Raw genomic sequence first — 25,378 nt, 5'->3', positions numbered from 1 at the left:
GGCCACTTGGAAGCATGCTGACTATGGCTACGATTCATGTAGACGGCAAAGAATACGACGTAGATGGAGCCGACAACCTGTTGCAGGCGTGTCTCTCCCTCGGCCTCGATATTCCTTACTTTTGCTGGCATCCGGCGCTTGGAAGCGTCGGCGCTTGCCGCCAATGTGCGGTAAAGCAATACCAAAACGCGGACGATACGCGTGGCCGTTTGGTGATGTCCTGTATGACACCGGCATCCGATGGAACCTTTATTTCCATCGATGACGCAGAAGCCAAACAGTTCCGTGAAAGCGTGGTCGAGTGGTTGATGACCAACCACCCGCACGACTGTCCGGTATGTGAAGAGGGCGGTAACTGTCACCTGCAAGATATGACAGTAATGACCGGCCACAGCTTCCGTAAATATCGCTTCAGTAAGCGCACCCACAACAATCAGGAACTGGGGCCATTTATCTCGCACGAGATGAACCGCTGCATCGCCTGTTACCGTTGTGTGCGTTACTACAAAGACTACGCGGATGGCACCGATTTTGGTGTCTACGGCGCGCACGACAACGTCTATTTCGGTCGTCCGGAAAGCGGCACGCTGGAAAGCGAGTTCTCTGGTAACCTGGTAGAAGTGTGCCCAACCGGCGTATTCACCGACAAAACCCACTCCGAGCGTTACAACCGTAAGTGGGACATGCAGTTTGCCCCGAGCATCTGCCAGCAGTGCAGCATCGGCTGTAACACCAGCCCAGGTGAGCGCTATGGCGAACTGCGCCGTATCGAAAACCGTTACAACGGCAGCGTGAACCACTATTTCCTGTGTGACCGCGGCCGCTTTGGTTATGGCTATGTGAACCAGAAAGATCGCCCTCGTCAGCCGCAGCAACTGCGTGGCAACGACTGGATCACCCTGAACGCCGAACAGGCGATGCAGGGCGCGGCAGATATTCTGCGTCAGGCCAACAAAACCATCGGTATCGGTTCACCGCGTGCCAGCCTGGAAAGCAACTTTGCGTTGCGTGAACTGGTCGGCGCCGAGAACTTCTATACCGGCATCAATCAGGCTGAACAACAGCGCCTGGACCTGATGCTCAACGTGTTGAAAAACAGCGGCGTTTATACGCCTAACCTGCGTGAAATCGAAAGCTACGACGCGGTGTTGGTACTGGGTGAAGATTTGACCCAGACCGGCGCTCGTATCGCGCTGTCGGTACGTCAGGCGGTGAAAGGGAAAGCCCGCGCGATGGCTGCGGCACATCGCGTCGCCGATTGGCAGATCGCGGCGGTGCAAACGATCGGCCAGCACGCCAAACACCCGCTGTTCGTCACTAACGTTGATAACACCCGTCTGGACGACATCGCCGCCTGGAACTACCGTGCGCCGGTGGATGAGCAAGCCCGTTTAGGCTTCGCCATTGCCCACGCGCTGGATGAGTCCGCGCCGGCGGTGACCGATCTGGCCGAAGATCTGAACAAGAAAATCGATGTGATCGTGCAGGCCCTGGCCGGTGCGCAGAAACCCTTGATCATCACCGGCAGCAATGCGGGTAGCACAGCGATCATTGAAGCTGCGGCCAACATTGCCAAGGCGTTGAAAGGTCGCGGTGCCAATGTCGGCATCACCTTCGTTGCCGCCGCTGCCAACAGCATGGGCTTGGCGATGATTGGTGGTGGCTCGCTGGACGAGGCACTGGTGCAGTTGGAAAGTGGTGCCGCTGATACCGCCATCGTGATGGAAAACGATCTCTATCGTCACGCCCCTGCGGCCAAAGTGGATGCCGCATTGGCCAAGATCAGTAACCTGATCGTTGCCGATCACCAGCGCACCGCCATCATGGACAAAGCCAACCTGATCCTGTCTGCGGCCAGTTTTGCAGAGAGCGATGGGACCTTGGTCAGCCAGGAAGGCCGCGCACAGCGCTTCTTCCAGGTCTACGACCCGGCTTATTACGATGATGCCAAGAAAAATATCTACAGCGTGATGTTGGAAAGCTGGCGTTGGATGCACTCGCTGCATTCCACCTACACCAGCCGCCAGGTTGACTGGACCCAGCTCGATGACGTGATTGCCGCCTGCGTGAGCGCATTGCCGCAGTTGCAAGGTATTGTCGAAGCTGCCCCAGATGCGACCTTCCGCATCCGTGGTCAGAAACTGGCCCGTTCACCGCACCGCTACAGTGGCCGCACCGCGATGCGTGCCGATATCAGCGTGCATGAACCGCGTCAGCCGCAGGATAAAGACACCATGTTCGCCTTCTCGATGGAAGGGAACAACAGCCCGCTGGCTGACCGTCAGCAGATCCCATTTGCCTGGGCACCAGGTTGGAACTCACCGCAGGCATGGAACAAGTTCCAGGCCGAAGTGGGTGGCAAACTGCGCCATGGCGATCCGGGTATCCGCCTGATCGAAGCAGGGGAGGGCAACCTCGGTTACTTCACCGCTATCCCTACGGCGTTCAAAGCCGAAGGCTGGCGTGTTGCGCCGTATTACCACCTGTTTGGCAGTGACGAAATGTCACAGCGCTCCGAAGTGATCCAGCAGCGTATGCCTCAGGCCTACGTGATGATCAACGTTGCCGATGCCGCACAGCTTGGTGTCAATGCCGGTGCCTGGGTCGAGTTCAGCTGTGCAGGTCAAACGCTGCGTTTGCCGGTACGCCTGAGTGAAACCCTGAGCCAAGGCCAGGTTGGTTTGCCGCTCGGCTTGCCAGGGATCCCGCCGGTACTGGTGGGTGCGAAGGTTGAAAATCTGCGGGAGGCGGCACTATGAGCTGGTTGACACCTGAGGTGATCGACATCCTGATCGCCGTGTTGAAAGCGGTGGTGATCCTGTTGGTCGTGGTCACCTGCGGGGCGTTTATGAGCTTCGGCGAACGCCGTCTGCTGGGCCTGTTCCAGAACCGTTACGGGCCAAACCGTGTCGGCTGGGGCGGTTCGCTGCAGCTGGTCGCCGACATGATCAAAATGTTCTTCAAAGAAGACTGGGTTCCGACCTTCGCCGACCGCATGATCTTTACGCTGGCCCCGGTGATTGCCTTTACCTCGCTGCTGTTGGCCTTTGCCATCGTGCCGGTCAGCCCGACCTGGTCGGTGGCCGATCTCAACATCGGTATTCTGTTCTTCCTGATGATGGCTGGCCTGGCGGTGTATGCCGTGCTGTTCGCCGGCTGGTCCAGTAACAACAAATACTCGCTGTTAGGGGCGATGCGTGCTTCGGCACAAACCCTGAGCTACGAAGTGTTCCTCGGCCTGTCCGTGCTGGGCGTGGTGGCGCAAGCCGACTCGTTCAACATGCAGGCGATTGTTGAATCACAGGCACACATCTGGAACGTCATTCCGCAATTCTTTGGTTTCATTACCTTTGCGATTGCCGGTGTGGCGGTATGTCACCGCCACCCATTTGACCAGCCGGAAGCCGAGCAGGAACTGGCCGACGGTTACCACATTGAATATTCCGGTATGAAATTCGGTCTGTTCTTCGTGGGGGAATACATCGGTATCGTGACCGTGTCCGCCCTGATTGTGACGTTGTTCTTCGGCGGTTGGCAGGGTCCATTCCTGCCGCCATTCATCTGGTTCGCACTGAAAACGGCCTTCTTCATGGTGATGTTCATTCTGATCCGTGCTTCGTTGCCGCGTCCGCGTTATGACCAGGTGATGTCTTTCGGCTGGAAAATTTGCCTGCCGTTGACGCTGCTGAACCTGCTGGCAACCGCCGCGGTCATTTTGTACAACGCTCAATAAGGGGTGAATAAACCATGACATTGAAAGAGTTAGTGGTTGGTTTCGGCACCCAGGTGCGCAGCCTTTGGATGATTGGCCTGCACGCCTTCGCCAAACGCGAAACCCAGATGTATCCGGAAGAACCGGTTTACCTGCCGCCGCGCTACCGTGGCCGCATCGTGCTGACGCGCGATCCGGACGGTGAAGAGCGCTGCGTAGCCTGTAACCTGTGTGCGGTTGCCTGCCCGGTTGGCTGTATCTCCCTGCAAAAAGCAGAGCAGAAGGATGGCCGCTGGTATCCGGAATTTTTCCGCATCAACTTCTCACGCTGCATTTTCTGCGGTCTGTGCGAAGAAGCTTGCCCAACTACCGCGATCCAGCTGACGCCGGATTTCGAAATGGGTGAGTTCAAGCGCCAGGATCTGGTGTACGAAAAAGAAGATCTGTTGATCTCGGGGCCGGGTAAATATCCGGAATATAACTTCTACCGGATGGCCGGTATGGCGATTGACGGCAAAGCCAAAGGCGAAGCCGAAAACGAAGCCAAACCGATCGACGTCAAAGGTCTGTTGCCTTAAGGAGCCAGCAAGCATGGAAATTGCCTTTTATCTGGCAGGGTTCATTGCGATTATCGCGACCATTCGCGTCATTTCGCATACCAATCCTGTGCATGCGCTGCTGTATCTGATCGTCTCTTTACTGGCGATCTCGGCAGTCTTTTTCTCACTGGGTGCCTATTTTGCGGGTGCTCTGGAAATCATCGTCTACGCCGGTGCCATTATGGTGCTGTTCGTGTTCGTGGTCATGATGCTCAACCTCGGCAACGCGGTGCAGCAGCAAGAGCGCGACTGGCTGAAGCCTGCCGTCTGGATTGGCCCTGGTCTGCTGTCACTGATCTTGCTGGTGGTGCTGATTGTGGCGATCCGCAGCGTGTCCGATCAGGGCATCACCGGTGAAATGGTGGATGCTAAAGCGGTTGGGATCAGCCTGTTTGGTCCTTACGTGCTGGCGGTTGAGCTGGCTTCAATGCTGCTGTTGGCGGGCCTGGTCGTTGCCTTCCACATTGGTCGTGAGCACAAACCGGGTGAAGTGTTCAGCAATACCCCGGCAAGCAGCGAAATGGCGAAAAGAAAATCGGAGGACCAAGCATGATCCCTCTTCAACATGGGCTGATCCTGGCGGCGATCCTGTTCGTCCTGGGGCTGACTGGCTTGATGTTACGCCGTAACCTGCTGTTTATGCTGATCAGTCTGGAAGTGATGATCAACGCTGCGGCGTTGGCGTTTATCGTGGCGGGTAGCTATTGGGGCCAAACCGACGGGCAGGTGATGTACATCCTGGCCATCAGCCTGGCGGCAGCCGAGGCCAGTATCGGCCTGGCGTTGCTGCTACAGCTCTACCGTCGTCGGCATACCCTGGATATTGACACTGTCAGTGAGATGCGCGGATGAACCTATTATATTTAACTATTCTGCTACCGCTGATCGGGTTCCTGCTGTTGGCATTTTCCCGTGGTCGCTGGTCTGAAAACACCGCGGCGACCGTTGGCGTAGGGTCGATTGGCCTGGCGGCACTGGTCACGGTGTATGTGGCGATTGATTTCCTGGGCCAAAAGGCCGCTGGCGTGCAGCTGTATGAGCAAAGCCTGTGGAACTGGATGAGCGTTGGCGACTTTAACGTCGGCGTTACCCTGGTGCTGGACGGCCTGTCCCTGACCATGCTGTCGGTAGTCACCGGCGTTGGCTTCCTGATCCACATGTATGCTTCCTGGTACATGCGTGGGGAAGAGGGCTACTCCCGCTTCTTCGCTTACACCAACCTGTTTATTGCCAGCATGGTGGTATTGGTACTGGCAGACAACCTGCTGCTGATGTACCTGGGTTGGGAAGGCGTGGGCCTGTGCAGCTATCTGTTGATCGGTTTCTACTACAAAGATCCGGCCAACGGCGCGGCGGCAATGAAAGCCTTCATCGTTACCCGCGTGGGCGACGTGTTCCTGGCCATTGCGCTGTTCATCCTGTACCACGAGCTGGGTACGCTGAACATCCGTGAGCTGATGGTGCTGGCACCGCAGAAACTGGCGGTTGGCGATACGGCATTGACCTGGGCAACCCTGATGTTACTGGGTGGCGCAGTAGGTAAATCGGCTCAGCTGCCGTTGCAAACCTGGCTGGCAGATGCGATGGCGGGGCCAACCCCGGTATCTGCATTGATCCACGCGGCAACCATGGTTACCGCAGGTGTCTACCTGATTGCCCGTATGCATGGCCTGTTCCTGATGACGCCGGAAGTGCTGAATCTGGTCGGTATCATTGGTGGCGTTACGCTGCTGCTGGCGGGCTTTGCCGCGCTGGTGCAGACCGACATCAAACGTGTACTTGCCTATTCCACCATGAGCCAGATTGGCTACATGTTCCTGGCGCTGGGCGTGCAGGCATGGGATGCGGCTATCTTCCACCTGATGACTCACGCGTTCTTCAAGGCGCTGCTGTTCCTGTCCTCCGGTTCAGTCATCCTGGCCTGTCATCATGAGCAGAACATCTTCAAGATGGGTGGCCTGCGCAAGAGCATTCCGCTGGTGTATGTGTGCTTCCTGGTGGGGGGCGCGGCGCTGTCTGCTCTGCCTATCGTCACCGCTGGCTTCTTCAGTAAGGATGAAATCCTGGCGGGCGCCATGGCGAACGGCCACGTCAACCTGATGATTGCCGGTCTGATTGGTGCATTCATGACCTCACTGTATACCTTCCGCATGATCTTCATCGTGTTCCACGGCGAAGAGAAAATCAAAGCGCATGCGGGCAAAGGTATTACTCACCACCTGCCACTGTTGGTTCTGATGGTGCTGTCCACCTTCGTCGGCGCGATGATAGTGCCGCCGTTGCAGGGTGTACTGCCGGAAACCACCGAACTGGCACACGGCAGCGTTCTGACATTGGAGATCGCCTCTGGCGTGGTCGCTATCGTCGGGATCCTGCTGGCAGCTGCGCTGTGGCTGGGCCAACGTCGCCTGGTCAACAGCATCGCGAACAGCGCTCCGGGTCGTTTCTTCTCGACCTGGTGGTTCCATGCCTGGGGCTTCGACTGGCTGTATGACAAAGTGTTCGTCAAGCCATACCTGGGCATCGCCAAGCTGCTGCAAAGCGATCCGCTGAACTCACTGATGAACCTGCCTGCGCTGTTCTCCCGCTGGGGGAACCGTGGCCTGACGGTGAGTGAGAACGGTCAGATCCGCTGGTATATCGCGTCTATGGGTGTGGGTGCAGTGCTGGTACTGGCTCTGTTGATTTTGGTTTAACTGAATAATTTAAACAGACGCATTTTGGGTTCGGCCCTTGTCGAACAAGGGCCCGATACAAGTTTTTTAGATTATTCATATAAGGGACACAAAACGCCATGCTATTACCTTGGCTAATTCTTATCCCCTTTATCGGCGGTCTGCTGTGCTGGCAGTGCGAGCGTTTCGGTACTAAGGCGCCGCGCTGGATAGCGTTGATCGCAATGGGGCTGACGTTGGCGCTTTCTCTGCAACTGTGGTTGCAGGGGGGCTATTCGTTGATAAAACCGCAGGGCATGCCGCAGTGGCAGTCTGAGTTTATGTTGCCGTGGATCCCACGCTTTGGCATCAGCATTCACCTGGCGCTGGACGGCCTGTCACTGCTGATGGTGGTGCTGACCGGTTTCCTGGGCGTGCTGGCGATCCTCTGTTCCTGGCGTGAAATCCAGAAGTATCAGGGCTTCTTCCACCTGAACCTGTTGTGGATCCTGGGCGGCGTGATTGGCGTGTTCCTGGCCATCGACCTGTTCCTGTTCTTCTTCTTCTGGGAAATGATGCTGGTGCCGATGTACTTCCTGATCGCCTTGTGGGGTCATAAAGCATCGGATGGTAAAACCCGTATCACCGCAGCAACCAAGTTCTTCATCTATACCCAGGCCAGCGGTCTGGTGATGCTGATTGCGATCCTGGGCCTGGTATTCGTGCACTACAATGCGACCGGCGTGTGGACCTTCAACTACGAAGATCTGCTGAAAACCCCAATGTCGCACAACGTTGAATACCTGTTGATGCTGGGCTTCTTCATCGCGTTCGCGGTGAAAATGCCGGTGGTGCCATTGCACGGCTGGTTGCCGGATGCGCATAGCCAGGCACCAACGGCGGGTTCTGTCGACCTGGCGGGGATCTTGCTGAAGACGGCGGCCTACGGCCTGCTGCGTTTCAGCCTGCCGCTGTTCCCGAACGCGTCCGCCGAGTTTGCCCCAATCGCCATGTGGCTGGGTGTGATTGGTATCTTCTACGGTGCCTGGATGGCGTTCGCACAGACCGATATCAAACGTCTGATTGCCTACACCTCCGTTTCCCATATGGGCTTCGTACTGATCGCCATCTACACCGGTAGCCAGCTGGCTTACCAGGGTGCGGTTATCCAGATGATCGCCCACGGTTTGTCTGCCGCTGGTATGTTCATCATCTGTGGCCAGCTGTACGAACGTCTGCACACTCGCGATATGCGTCAGATGGGCGGCCTGTGGGGACGTATCAAGTACCTTCCTGCGCTGTCACTGTTCTTCGCGGTGGCAACTCTGGGGATGCCGGGTACCGGTAACTTCGTCGGTGAATTCATGATCCTGTTCGGCAGCTTCCAGGTTGTACCAGTGATCACCGTGATTTCTACCTTCGGTCTGGTGTTTGCTTCGGTTTACTCGTTGATCATGATGCAGCGTGCCTACTACGGCACCCCGAAATCTGATCAACCGTTGCCGGGCATGACCGCACGTGAACTGTTTATCATTCTGCTGTTGGTGGTACTGCTGGTGCTGCTGGGTGTCTATCCTCAGCCAATCCTCGATACCTCAAGTGCGGCGATGAGCAACGTGCAACACTGGTTTGGTCCGTCAGTTTCAGCAATTTCAACAACAAGGCCGTAATTCGCCATGACAATAACTCCTCAACAACTGATCGCACTGTTACCGCTGTTGATCGTCGGATTGACGGTGGTGGTTGTGATGCTGTGCATTGCGTGGCGACGCGACCACTTTATCAACGCCACCCTGACAGTGATCGGTCTTAACCTGGCGCTGCTTTCACTCTACTTTGTTGGCCAGGTAGGCCCAATGGACGTCACCCCGCTGGTGCGGGTTGACGGTTACTCGATGTTCTACACCGGGCTGGTGGTGCTGGCGAGTCTGGCAACCTGCACCTTTGCCTATCCATGGCTGGTGGGTTACCCGGATAACCGCGAAGAGTTCTACCTGCTGGTGCTGATTGCTACCATGGGTGGCATTCTGCTGGCGAGCGCCAACCACCTGGCTTCACTGTTCCTGGGGATTGAGCTGATCTCGCTGCCGCTGTTTGGTCTGATAGGGTATGCCTATCGCCAGAAGCGTTCGCTGGAAGCGGCCATCAAGTACATGGTGCTGTCTGCGGCGGCCTCCAGCTTCCTGCTGTTCGGTATGGCACTGCTGTATGCCGAATCCGGTGACCTGTCACTGGCAGGCCTGGGCAAAAGCATGCAGGAGAACATGATGCATCAGCCGCTGATCCTGGCAGGCATGGGCATGATGATCGTCGGTCTGGGCTTCAAACTCTCCCTGGTACCTTTCCAGCTGTGGACGCCGGATGTGTATCAAGGGGCGCCAGCGCCGGTCTCAACCTTCCTGGCTACCGCCAGCAAGATTGCGATCTTCGCCGTCGTGATGCGTCTGTTCCTGTACGCACCGGCTGCCGACAACGAAGCGCTGCGGATGGTGTTGTCGATCATCGCCGTCTGCTCGATCCTGTTCGGTAACCTGATGGCGATCAGCCAGACCAACATCAAGCGACTGCTGGGTTACTCCTCGATCGCTCACCTGGGTTATCTGCTGGTAGCGCTGGTTGCGGTGCAAACCCACCAGCTGTCGCTGGAAACCGCCGGGGTGTATCTGGCCGGTTACCTGTTCAGCAGCCTGGGTGCCTTCGGTGTGGTTAGCCTGATGTCCAGCCCGTACCGTGGCCCGGACGCGGACTCGCTGTTCTCCTATCGCGGCCTGTTCTGGCACAAGCCAATCCTGTCAGCGGTTATGACAGTGATGATGCTTTCCCTGGCCGGTATCCCGATGACGCTGGGCTTTATCGGTAAGTTCTTCGTGATTGCGATGGGCGTTAGTGCTCACCTGTGGTGGTTGACCGGTGCCGTGGTGCTGGGTAGTGCGATCGGTTTGTACTACTACCTGCGTGTGACCGTCAGCCTGTTCCTCAGCGCGCCGGAAACGCTGGTTCGCGATACGCCAAACAACTGGGCGTTGACCGCCGGTGGTGTGGTGGTGCTGATCTCTGCCGCGTTGGTGCTGTTGCTGGGTATCTACCCGCAGCCGCTGATTACGCTGGTGCAGATGGCACAGCCGATGTTCTGATTGATCTCGAGCTAGACAACAAGGGTCGCCAAATGGCGGCCCTTGTTTTTTTGTGGACTAGAGTACGCCGCCGTTAAACGAGATTTCCAGCTCTTGCACCACCGCGCGTATTCTTGCCGTGTGTTGCAGATCCGGATGTAACACCAGCCAGATATCGACCCAGTCCTGATTCTCTGGGAGGATACGCACCAGATCGGGATCGCTATCGGCCAGGAAGCAAGAAAGCAGGCCGATGCCCAACCCGTTGCGCGTTGCCGAACGCAGTAACAGCTGTGAGTTGCATTGCAGCACTACGTTTGGCTCGTTCAACAGCTCTCCACCGAAGTTGTCCCAGTGGCGTGGTACTAGCTCGCGCGGGAACATCAGCAAATCGTGGCCGCGCAGATGGTCGCCTTTACTCGGCGTTCCGTGTTGATCCAGGTAGCCCTGCGTGGCATATAACCCCATCTCAATAGTTGCCAGACGTTTGATGACCAGCTCATCAGATTCAGGGCGAGCACCACGAATAGCCAGATCGGCCCCGCGATAGGAGATGTCGGAGATATTGAGCGCCGTCAGTAGCGTGATGGTGATATGCGGGTATTTCTCGCGCAGCCGTTTCAGTGCCGGTATCACAAAGGCCTCGGCCAAGGTATCGGTGGTAGCGATGCGTACTTCACCCGTCAGGCTTTGATCGCCGCTGCTGGCTTTACGAGCGATAGCCTGAACCGCATTTTCCATTGCCAGCACTTCTGCCAGCATGGCTTCACCCAGCGGGCTGAGCGAGAAGGATTTTGGCGTGCGGATAAACAGTTTTGAACCCAACGCCTGTTCGAAAGCGCTGATCCGCCGCCCCACGGTAGCTTGATCGACGTGAAGTTCATGGGCAGCCTTGCGTAACGTACCGCAGCGTGCCACCGCCAGAAAGAAGCGTGCATCATCCCAATTCATTGTGCAGTGTCCTTGGTGGCATCCGATCTATTTTGGCCGCCAGCGGCGGCAGAGAGAGTTATTATCTGGTAAGCGATAAGTAAATGCATCTGCGGGACGTTATGGAGCAAGCTTATTTGTAGCAGGCAATCCATTTTGCGCAAGAATGCTGGTATTCTTGGGCGGTGCCGCTAACACATTTCCGACGGTGAAAACCGCCGCGTAAGAGATTATCTGCAGCCCGGCAGGGCTGCATTCTGGGGAAATCATGGTTGCTTTATGGATGGTCGCTGCCAGCGTGTTCTTCGCGCTGATGGGGGCCTGCATCAAACTGGCTTCGGCCAAGGTCGGTTTCTTCGATATTATTTTTTACCGTTCATTGATCAACGTGGCCATCGTGGCGGCGCTGATAAAAATCAAAAATATCGGTTTTCGTACCCGCCATCTTGGCTTGCACATGAAGCGCGCCGCGATTGGCAATGCGGCCATGTATTGCGGCTTCTATGCGCTGATCCATCTGCCTATCGCTACCGCAACCACGCTGGGCTATACCAATCCGATTTTCCAATCGGTGATCACCTTCGTCACGGCAAGAGGCCAACTGACCGGCAGGTTGCTGTTCTCGGTGCTGCTGGGCTTTGTGGGCATCCTGATCTTGTTGCGTCCAGATGTACCGAACGGGGAATATACCGCCACCTTGATTGGCTTGCTGTCAGGATTGCTGACGGCACTGGCCTATTTCAACGTCGGCAAACTGGTGCGTACCGGGGAGCCTGAACTGCGTGTGGTGTTCTACTTCTCTCTGGTTGGTACCTTGTTCGGCGTGGTGATGAGTTCGATTGTCGGATTCGCGGCGTTGGATGCCACCAGCCTGCTGTATGTCTGCGCTATCGGCGTATTCGGCAGCCTGGGGCAGATCACCATGACCCGCGCCTATGGCGGTGGCAATGCGGTCACCGTCGGCATTCTTTCCTACAGCACGATCATTTTCTCCACGCTGCTCGGCTACCTGATTTTTGCCCAGACCCTGTCGTTTATCGCCGCGGCGGGGATGGTGCTGATCATCCTTTCCGGAGCGTTGGCCATTTTGCGCCGTGCACCCGCTAAAAAGATAGCCACGGCTTCGGTGTGATTTTACCGCTCTGGCCACCTGCAACAATGCATCATAGTGCTGCATTGTTGGTGGTTTTGGCGGTCTGCTCTGAACGCTATGATGAGCGCCTGATATTTTGCGGGTGAGGTGATTTGCCTGCGTATTTAGGGAGAAAATCATGTCCGACGGTGTAGCCGTTGATAAAACCGCGCGAGCCAACACGGCCTCCTCGCCTGGAGCCATTGTACTGTTTCTAGCGCTGGCATTGATGTCGGCACTGCTCAACAGCAGTGCACCAACGCCGCTTTATCCCTTGTACCAACAGCAACTGGCACTGACCTCGGTCAGCCTGACCCTGATCTATGGGGCTTATGCCGCTGGCGTACTGATTTCCCTGTTCGCCGTGGGCAACCTGGCTGGCAAGGTAAAAGATTTACGCAGCATGATCGTCCCGGCGCTGCTGGTGGTGTTGTTGGGAGCATTGCTTTTTGCCCTGGCTGATTCATTTTCCCTGATGTTGATGGCTCGCTTGCTGGCCGGTGTAGGCACGGGGGCGTTGACCGGAGCGGCAAATATTGCGTTGGTTCGTTTTGGTCCTGCGGACGGTGGCAAGCAGGCGGCGCTAATTGCTACCTTGTCCTTTACTGCCGGGTTGGCATTGGGGCCGATTTTTAGTGGTATAGCGTTGCAGACCGGTTTTCATACCACCTCGCTGCCGTTTGTGATCATCATGGCGGTGGCAACGATTGCCGCTTTGGGGATTATGCTGAGCTGGCCTGCGCGCGTGGTGGTCAAAGCTGGCGTCCGTTTGGTTGAGGATACTGGGGCAGGGGAAAATACCTTGGCTGCGGGCCTGCGCGCGACCGGGAGCCGGTTTTTCGTGTGTGCCGGCGCGCTGTTTGTCTGTTGGGCGCTGGCTGCCAGCATCCTGGCGATCGGCCCCAACGTGGCGGAAACGCTGCTGGGTATGCAAAACCGCAGCAGTTTCGGCTATGTGATTGCGGTCTACCTGCTGATTGCCGGGGCCAGCCAGATCCTGAGTCGTCAAATCAATGCACGCCATTCGCTGATGTTTGGCTGCCTGGCACAGGCGTTAGCGGTGGTGGTCTTTGCCGAAGCCATTCAGATCCATTCACTGGGGCTGGCCGCTGCGGGGATGGTCATTGCCGGTTATGCTTACGGAGCCATCTTTGTCGGCAGTGCGACGCTGGTTAACCTGATTTCACCCCAAGCCAGCCATGCACGCCTGATCTCGCTGTTCTATGTGATTGCTTATGTTGCCAACTGGGTGCCCATTCTACTTGGCAGTATCATCGACCATGCCAGTCTGCATCTGGCGGTAAACCTATTATTCCTGGTGACTGTCATCGTCTGCGTGGTGTTGGGGTTATGGGTTACGCGAGTGGGCTTCCCGCGCTGAACCTGGCTATTTGGCTGGTGGTCGCTCTTGTGATCACCGCCTTTATTCAATCATGTGGCTAGCGGTTTTTTCGCGTAGGATGATGAAAAAACGCCCTATTTTTGTGATTAATATCTCATTTTAATGATTACAATGCATCAATTTGCACTATTGATGTGATTTTTATCACATCGCATTGACTGATTTCGCGTAAACTGTGTGGATTATTTTTAGCGGATCAGGATTATGAACGTCATTTTTGCCATTGCGGTAACTACCGGTATTCTCTCCGGCGTATGGGGCTGGGTTGCCATCAGCCTTGGGCTAATCAGTTGGGCGGGCTTTCTTGGCTGCACGGCCTATTTTGCCTGCCCGCAAGGTGGCCTCAAGGGCTTGGCGATCAGCACGCTGACCTGCTTGAGCGGCGTGTTCTGGGCGATGGTCATCATTCACGGCAGCGCGTTGGAACCTGCCTGGAGCATTCTGGGCTACCTGCTGACTGGCATCGTCGCCTTCCTGATGTGCATTCAGGCCAAACAACAATGGTTAGGTTTTGTTCCCGGGACTTTTATCGGTGCCTGCGCCACCTTCGCCGGTGATGGCAACTGGCCATTGATCACCGCCTCACTGCTGGTCGGGCTATTGTTTGGCTACGCCATGAAAAACAGTGGCTTGTGGCTGGCCGCACGCCGTAAATCGCCCTCTGTAGCGCTGGCCGAACAAGCCTCCACCGACGCCTGAAAGGGCGTCAATATCTTGCCTCGCCTCTTTTTTAATCAACATTCCGATGGCGTGTATCCAGGTCGTGTCCTACCATGGGACTACGACCAATGATTATTGATGGTTAAGCAACGTTGAATTTGTTAATAACGGAGAGCTTAAAGATGGCGATAAATCGAAACGAGAACCAAACGACGCTGGACGACGATCTGAGAATGCTGAGTGACACACTGCAAGACGTGTTGGATTACTCTGGCGATCGAGCCGATCAGGCTTATACGGATATCAAAGCCCATGCCGAACGGGCGCTAAAAGACATCAAGTCGCGTCTGGCAAATAGCTCCGAATGTTATTACGTGCGGGCGAAAGAGGTGGCATGTCGTGCCGATGACTATGTCCGTGACAAGCCTTGGCATAGCGTTGGCATTGGTGCCACGGTAGGTTTGGTGCTTGGGCTATTGCTGGCCCGCAAGTAACACCAATGAGCGCGATAGCTGCCGAATAGTGTCACAGGAAGGAGTCATGCAGAACGCCGACACGCCGTAAACCCGTCCCTGGGGGCTCGCAATCGCGCATCCATGCGCTCAATGGTCGGCTAACCTGCAATGACTCCCTCCTGTCTCAAGCTTCGGGTGTAGCGCTATTAAACATAGCTATTTAGCTACTGCGTACCTTATTGCTTTCCCAGAATTACCTCCACCAGGTAGGTTTTAGCCTCATCAGCCAAGGTAATCACCGCTTCCTGCTGCAACACACCATCAATCATCACCTGCGTTTCTCCTTCCCCTTGGCGTAGGGTGAAGTGATATTCACTCTCCCCTTCACGGTAGGTTAGGGTGACCGGTGGCCAATCTGCCGGTAAGCGGGTATGGATGGAAAGCGTATTGCCGTGGCGTTTTAGCCCCAGCAGCGACTCGACGATCAACCGATACATCCAGCCCGCCGAGCCGGTATACCAGCTCCATCCTCCGCGCCCAACGTGCGGGGCGACCGCGTAAATATCCGCCGTGGCGACATAAGGTTCGACCTTGTAGCGCTCCGCCGCGGTGCTATCCAGGCTGTGGTTGATGGGGTTGATCAGCGCCATCAGTTCCCAGGCGCGCTCGATATTGCCCATCTCGGCAAACGCCATCACTGCCCATACCGCCCCGTGAGTGTATTGACCGCCATTTTCTCGCACGCCGGGCAGATAACCCCGGATGTAGCCAGGATTCGGGCCGTTGCCGTCAAAAGGTGGGGTCAGCAGTTTGATGATGCCGGCCTGGTCGTCCACCAGGTGCTTATCCAGAGATTGCATTGCTTGTGCGCTGCGATCTTTGTCACCCGCACCGGAAAGGATCGACCAACTCTGGGCGATGGCATCAATGCGACATTCTGCCGCTTGGTGTGAACCCAGCGGTTCTCCACTATCGAAGTAACCACGGCGATACCATTCGCCATCCCAGGCGTTGTTGTGCAGGTTGGCGCGCAGTTTTTCTGCTTCCTCGCGGCACAGTTCTGCCAGCTCCAGATCGCCGCGGTGGGTGGCCAGTTTGCCGTAACGTTGCAGAATATAGAACAGGAAGAAGCCCAGCCAAACGCTCTCACCTCGGCCTTCCAATCCCACCATGTTCATGCCGTCGTTCCAGTCACCGGCACCCATTAGCGGCAAACCATGCTCGCCAAAGGTCAGGCCATGCTTCAGCGCCCTGGCCCCGTGCAGATACAGGCTTTCTTGTTTCGAGCTGACACCAGGCTGTTCATAAGAAGACTCTTCACCCGGTGCCAGTATACGGGCCTCCAGATAACCCACCTGTTCGTCGAGGATCGACGAGTCTTCGGTCGAGTCGAGGTAGTGGCAAATGGCCAGCGGCAACCACAGGTAATCATCGGAGCAGCGGGTGCGCACCCCGTTGCCCTGCGGAGGATGCCACCAGTGCTGAACGTCGCCCTCAACAAACTGGCGCGAAGCACACAGCAGGATCTGCTCACGCATCCGTTCAGGCAAGGCATGCGTCAGGGCCAGGGTATCCTGGAGCTGATCGCGGAAGCCAAATGCGCCGCCGGACTGGTAATAACCGCTGCGTGCGTGAATGCGGCAGGAGAGGGTTTGATACAGCAACCAGCCGTTAGCCAGCAAGTTAACCGCTGGATGAGGCGTACCGATCTGCACCTTGTTGAGGATCTTGTCCCAATGGGCAGCGACCTGCTGCAATTCGTGTTGCAATGCCTCTTCGCTGAGATACTGACGCAGCAGAGATTCGGCTTCGTCGGCATCTTGTCCCAGACCAAGCGCAAACACAAAGCTGCGTTGATCGCCATCGATCATGCTGATGGCCGATTGAACTGCGCCACAAGGATCCAACCCGGCACCGGTCTTGCCGGATAACCGCCGCAGCTTAAGTACGGCAGGAGCGGCCAACGAACCGTTACGGCCAATGAATTCCCGCCGATCGCCAGTGACTGAGCAATGGACGCCGGTAACGCCGAAGAACGCGGTACGTGGCGATCCGCTGCTGGTGTAATGGTTGGTGGCGAGGATGCCACAGCCACCAGGTGGTGTGGCTACGCGGGTGACCACGTGCATCGCCGATTTCTGGCGCAAATCACCGAGGATTAGCTCGGCATAGCCGGTGGTCGAGAGCTTCCGCGTCCGACCAGAAGTGTTGGTGAGCGTCAGCAGGAACAGTTTCACCGGAGCGTCTTTGGCAACCAGCATCGTCAACTGGCTGTCGATACCGCCTTCCCGGTGTTCAAACACGCTGTAACCAAAGCCGTGACGCGTCAGGTAATGACCACGCCCACGGGCGGGCAGCGGCGTTGGTGACCAGACGTGACCACTCTCTTCATCGCGCAGATAGAAAGCCTCGCCGCTGCGATCGCTGACCGGATCGTTATCCCAAGGCGTCAGGCGGTATTCATGCGCATTCTCATACCAGGTGTAGGCTTGGCCACTTTCAGAGATCACCGAACCGAACATCGGGTTGGCGATAACGTTTGACCACGGCGCTGGCGTTACCTTGCTTTCGTTCATGGCGATCACATATTCGCTGCCATCCTCAGAGAACCCGCCAAATCCGTTGTAGAACTGGAGCTTGTCGATGATTGGCAACTGTGGCGAATGCAAATTACGCGGCAGATTGGCCATGGTAGCCAGTTTGGAGGAGGCGGTCGGCGGCCCTAATGGCTGTTGCAGCGTTTGCGGCAATTGCAACCGTTGGTTGAGTTGCTCCGTCAGGCCACCGCGGCGGTCATCCAGATAGATCCGCGCTACGCTCAGCAGCAAGGTGTGATCTTCCGGTGACATATGTTCACTGGAACGGACGAAGATCCCTCCGGGTTTGTCCGTCAGGGAAGACTCCATCCCGGCGGCGATCAGCCCCATGATCCGATTTTGCAGATCTTGCCGGTAACCACCGGAATCCTCATTGAGGATCACCAGGTCGACCAGCAATCCTTTCAACCGCCAGTAGTTGTGCGCCTGAATGAGCTGTTGCACCAGCCCGATATTCTCACTGTCGGTGACGGACAGCAGCACGATCGGCAGATCGCCGGAAATCGAATAGCCCCACAGGCCTGACTGCCCGCGGCGGTTATTGATGATTTCATTGCTGGCGGCACGCATTTCCTGTGCCGGGAACACCACCGCGCTGGCCAGACGATTAAACAGATTGGCGTCTTCTTCGTTAGCGTTCAACTGGCGCAACACCACCTGGCTGTGCGACCAGGCGAGTTCGAAAATACGGTCGGCCATATGGCGGTCGCGATACTTCTCCAACATCGCCAGGCTGGTGGCGCGGTCTTCACACACGCCGTAGAAGATATCCAGAGTCAGCGGCACGTTGGGTTCCAGCCGGATCCGCTGACGGATGGCGATGATCGGATCGATCACCGGCCCGGCGCTATTGGTCAGGGGTTGATTCTGATATAGCGCCTGCGGGTTGGCTGCCGTGCGGCCACGGCCGATAAACTTGGCCCGGTCGGTTTCAAAGGAGGTTTTACTGCTGGCACCCTGGACCGACATCATATGCAGCAACCACGGCGATTTCTCTTTCGGCTCACGCGGACGGCGATGGCACAGAATGGCATCCTGTTCCGGCAACAGTTCGGTTTGGACAAACAGATTGCTGAACGCCGGGTGCGCCAAATCGTTGCTGGCCGGGGCCAGCACCACTTCGGCATAGCTGGTGATCTCAATGGTCCGCGGCTGTTTGCCCCGGTTCACCAAGGTTAAGCGCCGCAGTTCGATGTCGTCCTCAGGGGAGATCACCACCTGGGTTTTCACCGACAGTAGCCCCTGCTTGCGTTGGAATTCCGCCCCGGCATCGTTGAAGACCGCGCGATAGCCGCCTTTCTCGGTTTCGCCGGTAGGGTGCCAGGTATTGCTCCACACCTCGCCGGTTTGCGGATCGCGCAGGTAGCAGAACGCCCCCCAGTTATCGCAGGTGGCATCCTCACGCCAGCGGGTCAGCGCCAGATTCTGCCAGCGGCTGTAGCTACCGCCGGTTTGGGTGATCATCAGGTGGTAGTTGGCATTCGACAGCAACTGAACTTCCGGGATCGGTGTATCCACACGGGTGAATTCACGTGCGGCGAAGCTAGCCGGTTTAATCGCGCCTTCATGGGTTTCGAAGTGGCGGCGGGTGCTGTACAGCTCAACCGCATCAGGCACCCGTTCCTGCAACAGCAAACGGGTTGACTGGAAGGCGGGGTAACTGGCAAAGCGTTTCACCATTGGCGCATCCAGCAACAGGTGTGACAGCGCCAGGAAACTCATACCCTGGTGGTGAGCCATATAGGAGCGAACAATGACATACAACTGCCCCCGGCTGAGGCGTGAAGTGGTGTAGTCCAGCGCTTCATAGAAGCCATAACGGCCCTTGGCACCGTTTTTTTCCAGTTCCACCAGGTTGCTACAGGCACTGTCCGGATCGACAATCAGCGCCATCATGGTGGCGTAAGGGGCGATCACCATGTCGTCACCCAGTCCACGCCGCAGCCCTAACCCCGGCACACCAAAGGCGTGATACTGGTAGTTTTGCAAAGCGTCAAAGCCGAAGTAACCGGACTCGGAAATCCCCCACGGTACACCGCGCTCTTTGCCCCAGGCAATTTGCCGCTCCACTGCAGAGCGGCACATCTGTACCAGCAACGTATCGGGATAGGCAGGCATCACCAGTTGCGGCATCAGGTACTCAAACATCGAGCCGCTCCAGGACATCAGCGCTGGCTCCTTGTCGATCACCGTAAACAGCCTGCCTAAGGCAAACCAGCTCCGTTGTGGAATTTGGTTGGTGGCAATGGCGACATAGTTGGTCAGGCGGATTTCCGAGGCCAGCAGATCGTATTTACCACTGTCGGCACGGTTTTGATCGCAGTTGAAACCGACGGTCAGCAAATGGGTGGCTTCGTCATACAGGAAGCTGAAGTCCATTTGCGCCATTGCTGTCAGGCGTTGGGCCAGCTGAACCAACTGTTCCAGGCGTTCCCTTGCCAATTGCTGTACGGCATCCAACTGCGTTTGCTGTTCTGTCGACAACGTCAGTTGTTTAGGTGGGTTGGCCAGCCAATGCAAACCAGGGATTTGTTCCAGCTCCGGCATGCTGTCGCTCAGCCAGCCAAACCATAATGCCCATTCGGCGCACAGTTCGTTGAGCTGCTGGTGCAGGTTGCCGGCCCAGCGTTTGACTTCGTCACCCTGTTGCAGAGCGGGTTCCTGCAATCCATTACAGTGGTTACGCATTTCATTGAGTTCAGCCTGAAGTGCGGCCGGATGGGCGTTCTGCGCCTGTTCCCAGTGTTTGCGCAGTTTGGTTAATCCTTTCGGTGCGGCGTTACCCCAGTGTTGCTCCAGTATCAGCAACGTATCTTCTAATCCGGCCAGAACACGGGCTGGCTCGATAACTGGCTGCATGGCTAACCCTGGCAGGCCCGCGCTCAGGGTTAGCAGATGGCCCGCGAAATTACCGCTGTCCACGCTGGAAACATACCGTGGATTCAGAGGTTCCAGAGTGCGCGTGTCGTACCAGTTGTACAGGTGACCGCGATAATGCTCCATGCGATCGAGCGTATTCAACGTCAGGGTAATACGCTGCAAGGCCGAACTGAGGGTGATATAGCCGAAGTCATAGGCGGTAAGGTCGGCCAACAGCGCCAGCCCGATATTGGTGGGTGACGTGCGATGTGCCACCACCGGCTCTGGAATTTCCTGGTAGTTATCCGGCGGCAGCCAGTTTTCCTGCTGGTTGACAAAGGTGGCGAAAAACTCCCAGGTTTCGCGGCTGCTCTGGCGCAGGAAACGGCGCTGGCGATCGTCGATGGCGGTTTTGCTGCGCTGTGGCTCTAGGCTAAGCGAATAAAGCAGGTACGGCGACATGATCCACAAGGCGGCCAGCGGGATAGCGGCTAACAGCGCTACCGGGCTGGAAAAAGCGGCCAATAGCAACAGTGCAACACCTGCCAACGGGTTGATCCACAGGTTACGATAAAAATTCGCCAGCGTGACGGTCAGGTGGTGTTTGGATTGGTCGAAGCTGGTCCACTCTTGCAGATTGCGTTTGCTGATCAATAGACGCCACAGGGTGATACCAATGGCCTTCAGGCTGAACCAGGCTTCATGAGGTAGCTCGGCCAGGCGCAGGCCAATCTGAGACAGCCGATGCAGTGAGCCCTTCAGTGCCAACTGCAAGTGCTGAATAACAGGCCGACGCGGGGGCTTACGCACCACATCCTGCAACAGCGCCAGCAGCGTGGGCAGCAGAAGAATAATGGCGAACACCGCCAACCAGTATGGAGTATCGGGTAGCCAGGTTAAGCCAAAGAACAGCAGCAACAGGAAGCAGGGGGCTACCAGGCTGCGGCGTAGGTTATCGAACAGTTTCCAACGCGACAGGGGGCTTAATGGGTTAGCGGCCCGTGAACCGTCTTCGGTGATGACCCGGGGCAACAGCCAGTTGAAAAGCTGCCAATCGCCGCGGATCCAGCGGGTGCGGCGGGCAACATCGACCAGATAGTTGCTTGGATACTGCTCATAGAGCAAGACGTCGCTCAATAAACCGGAACGGGCATAGCAGCCTTCCAGCAGATCGTGGCTTAACACCAGGTTTTCCGGGCAGGTGCCCTTCAGGCTGTGGGAGAAGACGTCAACATCATAAATCCCTTTGCCGATAAACGAGCCTTCGCCAAACAGATCCTGATAGATATCTGAAGCCATCTGGGTATAAGGATCGTTGCCCGGCGTGCTGCTGCACAGGGCGGCATAACGGCTCTGACCATAAGCGGGGATCTCTTCGGCCATGCGGGGTTGCAGGATGGCATAACCCTCCACCACTCGCTGCAGTTTGGCATCATACTGAGGTTGATTCAGGGGATGGGCCATAGCGGCGATCAGCCGGTGTGCGGTTTCACGCGGTAGCACGGTATCGCTGTCCAGGGTGATCACGTATTTGACGTTTTTCAGCACCTCCAGCCCTTGGCCAACCTGAGTGGTAAACGCATTGCCACGGTTACGCAGCCAGTCGTTCAGCGCGTTCAACTTGCCACGTTTACGCTCCAGCCCCATCCAGCTCTGCTGTTTTTCATTCCATTGGCGATCGCGATGGAACAGGAAAAAGTGGCTTGGCCCTTCGCAGGCATACTGCGCATTGAGCTCGTTCATCTTTTGGCTGGCATAGGTCAGCAGTTCGGCATCGTCGGGCTGCTGTTGCCGAGGCGAGTCATTGAAGTCGGTGAGCAGGGCAAAATGCAGGTGTTTAATGGCGTTGCCCAGATAACAAACTTCCAGCGTGTTGATCAACTGGTCAATGCCGGACTTGCTGCTTATCAGCGTGGGAATGGCAACCAGCGTACGGAACTCTGCCGGGATACCACAGGAAAAATCCAGCCTTGGCAACGGCTGCGGAGAACGGCTGCGGGTGGTGACCTCACTGAGCAGGCTGATGACGAACTGAGCGAGCACCATCCCTAATGGGAACAGCAAGATCAACAACCCCCAGGTGAGTCCGGTTTGATGGGCATGGCGTAACAGCAAAGCCCAGCAGGCCGTCGTGAGCAGGCTGATGCTGCCCAGCCAGGAAAGCAGTGGGGATTGGCTGAGCGCCTGACGGATGCGCGTAATACGGCTAAGCCGCACGTCAAGCTGTTGCTCTAACTGCGTGCGGCCATGGTCAATCAGGTAATAGCCGATGTGATGAGTGCGTGGATCGTTGCGGGGGTCTTCGGCGGCGATCCGTGCCATATTCAGAGCGTGTTGTGCGACCTCCACCTCGTTGTGAGAACAGTGGCGAGCCAGCCTCTCGATCACATGGCGATAGTTGTCACGGGTATCGAAATGCATTAAAGGATAAACCCCGGTGGGGTCTTCGCGCAGCGTCTGATCGACCTTGCTCATGGTCTCAACAAATTCTGCCCAATCCATTTCACTCAGTTGCCGCAGGCCAGCGATACTGTTGCTGACGGAAAGTTGGCTGACCGCCAGTTGCTGGTTGAAACGATGGATAAGCTCGTCGGAGGTCAGGCTGACTTCGGCCAGGCGTTGCTCAACCCAGGTCAGCGGTAGCGCCAGCATGGTGCCGTGCCCCTGCAGACGACGCACCAGTTCCGCCACGAAGGCGCTGGTGCGGGGCGGGTTGGAGCGCGCCATATCGGCAATCACAATGATCAGGTTGGCCGGATCGTTTTCCGCCGATTCCAGCATTTTAGTCACCCAACTATCGGCCAGGCTGCGTTCTTCCTGTGCCTGAGCCACTTCTACCGCCACGCGGCGCAGGTTTTCAATGAGTGCCAGCCTCAGCATGCCCGGTAGCGCCCACAGCTCGCCCAGGGTCAGATTGGCCTCTTTTTGGTAGGCGGCAATATAGCGCGTCAGGCTCTCGGCATCCCATCGCCCGTCGCCATGAGCAATGGCTTCGGTGGCGATATCGAAAATTCGTGGGCAATTGTGCGGGGTGGTTAACTGTGGCAGCCCACGGCCGAAGGTTTTCGGCAAATGGTGCCGAACGACGCGGATCTGCTCCTCGATAAGATAAAAGTTATCCAGCAGCCAGTCGCCCGCCGGGGTCATGGTGTTTTTCTTGTCGTTGCTCAACCTGCGGCAACTGTCCGTTAATACCTGCTCGTTGTTATCGAGACGTTTGAGCAAATAGTAGGGCGTTTTATGGGTTGCCAGCTTATGGGAGCGTGCCAGGCGCTGGCCATAGCGTTCCATTTGGTCGACCGAAAACAGCTCTGCCTTGATATTGCTGGCGGGAGGGGTTTCGGCCGTGGCACGGTTATGCCGTAAGGGCAACCGTGCCACTTTGGGGTGTCTGCGCTGCTTCTTTAACCAATTGATAAGTATTTCTTTCACGCAAAAAGCTCCTTACATCTGACCCAAAGGACAGCGGGTTAATACCGTTGGGAGGCTGTGAACATCTTGATTTAACTATCGATTTGATATAACAAGATTTCACTGCGGCAGGAACATGACTTCTAAGTATAGTTCCGTCGCGCGCGTGTGGTTGTTTTTTAATCTTAAACTTCAATTTTAATAAATAATTAGCGACGCAAGGTATGGGTTAATAGACGCTATTTTTCCGCCCGTGAGGGTTGATTTACCGTATAATTCCCCACATAGCGTTTGGTTAATGAGGTGGCAGTGGAACAACTTTCGGGAGTGCTGCGGCGGTTACGTCAGCAGCTTGGGCACGACTTTCCCCGTGAAGCCGGATTTCGGCAGTTAACTCTGGTGGTTCCCGGCCATCTGAGCGATATGTTGTTGGAGTGGCTGGCGGCGCAGGTGCTGTTCCCTCAATTCTACTGGCGTCATCGCGAAGGGCGGCAGGAGGCGGCTGTGTGCGGCGCTTTGCGGCAGTTTTCACACCCTTCAATGGCGCAGGCATTCGTGAATGCCTATCCTGCGGCCCGTTTGTGGGGGCTGACTGCCTTTGACGGTGACGCCCAGCTGTTTTTGCCGCGCCTGGAAATTCTCAACCGCCAAGGCAAGTGTGAACTGACGCTAAACCTGTTTTCTGAACAGGCATTGAGTGATGATGCCCAAGCGGCGCTTGCCTGGCTTGAAAATCTGCTGGTAATCAAACCGATCGAGAATTTACAGGTGAAAGTGCTGTCGGTGCAGCATCAGCCGGAACGTTCCGGGTGGGAAATCATGCTGCGCGATGCGCTGAAGGCGATAAATCGGCAGCAGATGGATAAGGTGGTTTTGGCGCGCAGCTCGGTGTTGACGCTGGAGAGTCCGTTGTTTGCTCCTGCGATGATGGCCGCCAGCCGCAGGGTGAATCACCAATGCTACCACTTTATGCTGCGCTTTGATGCACATTCCGCATTTCTTGGCTCCAGCCCGGAAAGATTGTACCTGCGTGAGGGAAAACATTTGCTGACCGAAGCGTTGGCGGGGACGGTTGCCAACCATCCCGATGAGCGGCAAGCCCAGGCACTGGCCCAGTGGTTGCGGCAAGACGGCAAGAACCAACAGGAAAACCTGCTGGTGGTTGATGATATCTGTCAGCGTTTGCAAGGCGGTGCCAGAGCGGTCGATGTGTTGCCACCAGAGGTGGTGCGGTTGCGCAAGGTACAGCATCTGCGGCGGCGTATTGAAGGGCAACTGAACCAGGGTGATGATGCCGATTGCCTGCAACGGCTGCAACCGACGGCTGCGGTCGCCGGGCTGCCGCGCCAGGCCTCGCTGGAGTTTATCCGCCAGCATGAGCCTTTTTCCCGCGGTTGGTATGCCGGCTCTGCGGGTTATCTCTCTGCGTCACAGGCGGAGTTCTGCGTTGCGCTGCGTTCCTGCCAGATCGAGGATGCTCGGGTTGAGCTGTATGCCGGGGCGGGGATTGTGGCCGGTTCCGATCCGGCGCAGGAGTGGCAAGAGATCGAAAACAAGGCGGCGGGCTTGCGCACGCTGTTGCAGTCAGAACATTCTGAGCAGGCACATTGAGCAGGCCGATCTTCGTGTGTAAACTTGTTGTGTTTTATATGTTTCTTTTTTGTTCTCTTTCGGGGCGCTATTGGGCATTGATGGGTCGAAATTGATTTATTGCAGGCCACCTGCCACAGGGAAATACGGCGTTTTTGCGCCAGCGCAAAAGCCGTAAAGATAATTACTTATATAATTCAGAGTTATGATCCCCGGTTCGCTACCTCGTTTGGGTAGGCTTCGGCGCGTAACCTCTGTTTACTA

Annotated in this window: 15 protein-coding genes; 13 read left to right on the top strand and 2 right to left on the bottom strand. The window is 56.5% G+C overall.

All coding sequences use genetic code 11. The features are described from left to right. Positions 1 to 23 precede the first annotated feature (23 nt). From nuoG to nuoN, 8 genes are all read left to right on the top strand, one after another. A complete protein-coding gene (nuoG, locus tag KGP17_RS18290) occupies positions 24 to 2,759 on the top strand; it encodes an NADH-quinone oxidoreductase subunit NuoG (protein ID WP_094981983.1) in 2,736 nt (911 codons plus the stop codon). Then, entirely contained in the window at positions 2,756 to 3,733 is a 978-nt protein-coding gene (gene nuoH, locus KGP17_RS18285; protein WP_021805990.1) for an NADH-quinone oxidoreductase subunit NuoH, read from the top strand. Before nuoG ends, nuoH begins: the two co-directional genes overlap by 4 nt. A 14-nt stretch (positions 3,734 to 3,747) precedes the next feature. Further along, positions 3,748 to 4,290: an NADH-quinone oxidoreductase subunit NuoI gene (nuoI, locus tag KGP17_RS18280; RefSeq protein WP_021178518.1), complete on the top strand. Its 543-nt coding sequence runs from the start codon at positions 3,748 to 3,750 to the stop codon at positions 4,288 to 4,290. Between the two features lie 13 nt (positions 4,291 to 4,303). Then, entirely contained in the window at positions 4,304 to 4,864 is a 561-nt protein-coding gene (gene nuoJ / locus KGP17_RS18275) for an NADH-quinone oxidoreductase subunit J (RefSeq protein ID WP_021805989.1), read from the top strand. Then, a complete protein-coding gene (gene nuoK / locus KGP17_RS18270) occupies positions 4,861 to 5,163 on the top strand; it encodes an NADH-quinone oxidoreductase subunit NuoK (RefSeq protein WP_021178516.1) in 303 nt (100 codons plus the stop codon). Before nuoJ ends, nuoK begins: the two co-directional genes overlap by 4 nt. Then, complete coding sequence (gene nuoL / locus KGP17_RS18265; RefSeq protein WP_021805988.1) at positions 5,160 to 7,007, top strand: NADH-quinone oxidoreductase subunit L; 1,848 nt, start codon at positions 5,160 to 5,162, stop codon at positions 7,005 to 7,007. Before nuoK ends, nuoL begins: the two co-directional genes overlap by 4 nt. 98 nt (positions 7,008 to 7,105) lie before the next feature. Next, a complete protein-coding gene (nuoM, locus tag KGP17_RS18260; RefSeq protein ID WP_021805987.1) occupies positions 7,106 to 8,635 on the top strand; it encodes an NADH-quinone oxidoreductase subunit M in 1,530 nt (509 codons plus the stop codon). Between the two features lie 6 nt (positions 8,636 to 8,641). Next, positions 8,642 to 10,099, top strand: a complete 1,458-nt coding sequence (nuoN, locus tag KGP17_RS18255) for an NADH-quinone oxidoreductase subunit NuoN (RefSeq protein ID WP_021805986.1) — start codon at positions 8,642 to 8,644, stop codon at positions 10,097 to 10,099. Between the two features lie 57 nt (positions 10,100 to 10,156). Here the strand turns inward: nuoN and KGP17_RS18250 are convergent, their stop codons facing one another. Continuing rightward, positions 10,157 to 11,029, bottom strand: a complete 873-nt coding sequence (locus tag KGP17_RS18250; RefSeq protein WP_209522594.1) for a LysR family transcriptional regulator — start codon at positions 11,027 to 11,029, stop codon at positions 10,157 to 10,159. A 247-nt stretch (positions 11,030 to 11,276) separates the two neighbouring features. Between KGP17_RS18250 and KGP17_RS18245 the strand changes: the two genes are divergently transcribed. The 4 genes from KGP17_RS18245 (at position 11,277) to elaB (ending at position 14,696) form a co-directional block, all read left to right on the top strand. Further along, positions 11,277 to 12,140 (top strand): DMT family transporter, encoded by an 864-nt coding sequence (locus KGP17_RS18245; protein WP_209522592.1) that lies wholly within the window; start codon positions 11,277 to 11,279, stop codon positions 12,138 to 12,140. A gap of 139 nt (positions 12,141 to 12,279) precedes the next feature. Continuing rightward, positions 12,280 to 13,521 carry an MFS transporter gene (locus KGP17_RS18240; protein ID WP_223498119.1) on the top strand — a complete coding sequence of 414 codons (1,242 nt, stop codon included), beginning with the start codon at positions 12,280 to 12,282 and terminating at the stop codon, positions 13,519 to 13,521. A gap of 225 nt (positions 13,522 to 13,746) precedes the next feature. Further along, the gene (locus KGP17_RS18235) at positions 13,747 to 14,241 is read left to right on the top strand and encodes a DUF1097 domain-containing protein (RefSeq protein WP_021805982.1); all 495 of its coding nucleotides are present in this window, start codon (positions 13,747 to 13,749) and stop codon (positions 14,239 to 14,241) included. Positions 14,242 to 14,384: 143 nt separating this feature from the next. Then, entirely contained in the window at positions 14,385 to 14,696 is a 312-nt protein-coding gene (gene elaB, locus KGP17_RS18230; RefSeq protein ID WP_166732998.1) for a stress response protein ElaB, read from the top strand. A gap of 197 nt (positions 14,697 to 14,893) precedes the next feature. On the opposite strand, the gene KGP17_RS18225 is transcribed toward elaB, so the two are convergent. Further along, a complete protein-coding gene (locus KGP17_RS18225; RefSeq protein WP_223498118.1) occupies positions 14,894 to 23,545 on the bottom strand; it encodes a glycoside hydrolase family 94 protein in 8,652 nt (2,883 codons plus the stop codon). A gap of 288 nt (positions 23,546 to 23,833) precedes the next feature. Here KGP17_RS18225 and menF point away from each other — a divergent pair, with 288 nt between their 5' ends. Beyond that, the gene (menF, locus tag KGP17_RS18220) at positions 23,834 to 25,135 is read left to right on the top strand and encodes an isochorismate synthase MenF (RefSeq protein WP_223498117.1); all 1,302 of its coding nucleotides are present in this window, start codon (positions 23,834 to 23,836) and stop codon (positions 25,133 to 25,135) included. The last annotated feature ends 243 nt before the right edge of the window (positions 25,136 to 25,378 follow it).

The organism is Serratia sp. JSRIV001 (assembly GCF_019968745.1).
GTDB classification, from domain to species: domain Bacteria; phylum Pseudomonadota; class Gammaproteobacteria; order Enterobacterales; family Enterobacteriaceae; genus Chania; species Chania fonticola_B.
Note: the sequence above shows the minus strand (reverse complement) of the source record. Positions and strands in the feature narration are given on the sequence as shown.